Origin of the sequence: uncultured Sphingorhabdus sp. (assembly GCF_937872355.1) — a bacterium.
Taxonomy (GTDB): Bacteria; Pseudomonadota; Alphaproteobacteria; order Sphingomonadales; family Sphingomonadaceae; genus Sphingorhabdus_B.
In genome coordinates, this window is the sequence record NZ_CALMSV010000092.1 from 1 (window position 1) to 2973 (window position 2973).

3 protein-coding genes and 1 pseudogene are annotated in these 2973 nt (G+C 56.3%); all 4 read right to left on the reverse strand.

What is annotated here, in order from left to right; genetic code table 11:
- A pseudogene (locus Q0239_RS05180) lies at positions 1-477 on the reverse strand (P-type conjugative transfer ATPase TrbB); the annotation flags it as partial.
- Positions 478-594: 117 nt separating this feature from the next.
- The gene (locus tag Q0239_RS05185; protein WP_298599428.1) at positions 595-1563 is read right to left on the reverse strand and encodes a LysR family transcriptional regulator; all 969 of its coding nucleotides are present in this window, start codon (positions 1561-1563) and stop codon (positions 595-597) included.
- A gap of 171 nt (positions 1564-1734) precedes the next feature.
- Complete coding sequence (locus tag Q0239_RS05190) at positions 1735-1944, reverse strand: hypothetical protein (RefSeq protein ID WP_298599431.1); 210 nt, start codon at positions 1942-1944, stop codon at positions 1735-1737.
- Between the two features lie 268 nt (positions 1945-2212).
- Entirely contained in the window at positions 2213-2533 is a 321-nt protein-coding gene (locus Q0239_RS05195) for a lipopolysaccharide assembly protein LapB (protein ID WP_211400698.1), read from the reverse strand.
- Between the last annotated feature and the right edge of the window lie 440 nt (positions 2534-2973).

Genomic DNA, 2973 nt, shown 5'->3' on the forward strand with positions numbered 1-2973 from the left:
GCGCTGAGCGCCGCGCCGGCCGAGGAGCCTGCGCCGCTCGACCGCGAGCCGCAGCACGTCCGCCTGCGCAGCCGTCATGATGCCGGCGGCGACGTAATCGGCGAGCGTGAACACGGCGACCGCCGGCTTGCGGATCGCGAAAGTGGGCGCCATCACTACCGGGGGCAACAGGCCCTCGAAGCGTTCTCCGGTCTCGGGGAGTTCGGCCGAAACCCGCGGGCTGCCGGGATGCACCTCCGCGCCAACATGATGTGCGACCAGGCGCACGATACGCTCGCCATCGGACGGGATCAGCACATCGTCGGTTGCGACAAGACCTTCGCGTAGCCGGTCGACCCAGAGCCGGCCATCGGGGTTCAACATCACCTCGACAACAGCGGGGTCCTCGAGGTATTGGGCGATAGCCGGCCCGAGCGCGGTGCGCAGCATGCGTGCGCCACGCGCCAGTTTTTGGCTGTTGTGATGATGACCGGACATCGTGCCCCCATTTCGGCCATCCGCACTCACGATCGGATGACGATGGGGACAATCAAGAAATGCAGAACTTACAGATGGGCAACAGGATTTATCTGAAACGTCGTAGTTTGCCGTAGCTCATCGTAGGCCGTCGAAAAAATACTTGAAATGTTCGGCGGTAAATCCGGTCGAAGAATGTCGGCAATGCGACTCGAACGAATCAGTGCTTGAGTCAATGAAATCGATAAACGTCTTCACAACCGGATTGGTGTTGGTCGGTTTCCAACACGCCATGTAGCCCAGACGGGTCAAGCCGTTGCCATCATGCACCGGTTTGAAAACAATGCCGAGATCGGTCAGTCCGGCGGCCGTCTCGCATTGCAGGCTAATACCCTCCCCGCTGCCGACCTCGCTTAGTATACTCTCGCGACTCAAAGACCTCATCAGAATCTCGGGGTGATCTGACGGAGCAGCCAAATAGCGTTCGAGAATAATGCGAATATCCGGTCCCGGGTCGTGGTGACTGACCAGGAACCGCTCACCTTTCAGTTCCGGCCAGTAGACAAATGGCCGATCCGCGAGAGGGTGGTCTTTCGGCAACGCGACGACAAGAAGCTCAGATCGCATCGCAAGGGAGTTAAAAATGTCGCATCTACCAGGGTCTCCTAACAGAATGGCAACGTCAATCCTGCCAGCATGAAGGCCGGCTGCAAGCTCGGTGTACGGCGCCTCGAATGGTTCGATATCGATCTCGCGATAGCATTTTCTGAAATTGTGCAACGCTGCTCGTAGTGAGCCGGTTGACAATGACATATAAAAACCGACGACGATGCGGCCGACGCGTCCAGCACCGCTCGCTTTCGTCTGCTCACCCAGTCGCTCCGTATCCTCAATGATGCGCTGCGCGATGACGACGAATGCTTCGCCAGCGGCCGTGAGGCTGGCCCCTGACTTTGAACGGTCGAAAAGACAGACGCCAAACTCGTCTTCCACTTCTTTCACGCGCTTGCTGACGATCGGCTGCCTTACATTGAGTTCTTGTGCGGCGGCGCTGAAGCTGCCATTCCGAGCGCTTGCGATAATGTAGCGAAGGTGACGCAGATCCAATCCTGTCCTGCCTTTCTGCCGTCCCTATGTCGTGCATAACTCGGCAATTCCGCAGATATGTGTTACCTATGTTCTTCCGTCCTACAACCTTCATCCTGTCTGCGAGCTATCATCTCTCCGATTTGAGTCATACTTTTGCGGGCACACCTCTCATCTACTTAACTGCCCAAATCAGCCGTAAACAATCAACAGACCCTTTGCGTCGATCTGATCGCTGGCGCGCACCAGCACTTCGGCGACGGTCCATCGCAATCGGCGTATAGTACCGTCTCCATTTTCACGACCTAGATCGATAGCAGCACATCTCCGGAATTGACCGATCGTCCAGTCGCAACCGCCACCGTGGACACGACGCCGGCATTGGCGCCATGCCCTTCTCATCGACGTCACCGATGGACAGACAGCGAATGACAAGCATCTTGCTGCGTTCGATATCGACGAGGATCTCGTCCTCGACTTCATACCATAGAAATAGACTGGCGTTAGCAGGCCTGACCGGACCATATTCCGTCTGAGCCGAAGCATAGTCGCTGAACACCTTTGGATACATCAGCCAAGACGTGGGCTCGAAACCTGTCAGTTCGCGTCTGATATTCTCCTCGGTTTGCTTTTCCAAGGCATCCAGAAACCGGCACCAGAAACTATTGCCTTACATCCCGAGCGTGCGCTTTGCCTCAGCGATCTCAGGTCGTGGGCTATCCGCATGCTTGGCCAGCTCGAGCAGTTGCTTCGAGTAGAAGACTGCTTTCTGCTCATTGCTTGCTCGCTTGGCACATTCTGCCGCTCCCGCGATCGCGCGGTATCGATTAGGTTGGTGCTGAAGCACTTTTTCGAATTCAGCGAGAGCGTCAGCCGGTTTACCGTCACGCTCAAGTATCATCGCCAATATCTCTCGCGCCGGAACAATTGGTCCTGGCGTGACGACACTTTTAGCACTCGCATCTTCGCGATCCGCCGCGTGGCCCAGCATGTAATACCCTCATCGCGCTCGCCTTCAGCAAAAGCTGTAAGACCTTGCACGACCTCGATCTGAATATCGATCTGATCGGCCCAATAACTCAGCTTCATCGCCGCAGCCGCTTCGCGAAGTCCAGCGAGCCGCTTCGCTTCAACGCTCGCTTTTGGTCGGATCTTGGCTCATTGCCGCACCGATACCCGCGCGAATGCGTTGATAGACTCAGCCTGGGGATACTTCTGCCATGGATAGGCATCCCGCTAGAGCGCAACTTTACATCCGTCGATATTGAGCTGCTGAATGCTATCATCCGACCCATCTTTCGTAAGAGCGGCCTTTACCCAGTTAGCCATTTGAGTCGACGCTCCCTTTTGATTGTTACGAACTTCAGTTCTTTCCAAACATATTCTTCCAGGCCTCGGTGCCCGGCTTCGCTTCCCATTGTTTGCTGTCGG

What these genes read in the sequence shown, in the direction of transcription:
- Q0239_RS05190 (WP_298599431.1), bottom strand. Translation starts at nt 1,944, where the DNA reads ATGAGAAGGGCATGGCGCCAATGCCGGCGTCGTGTCCACGGTGGCGGT.
- Q0239_RS05195 (WP_211400698.1), bottom strand. Translation starts at nt 2,533, where the DNA reads ATGCTGGGCCACGCGGCGGATCGCGAAGATGCGAGTGCTAAAAGTGTC.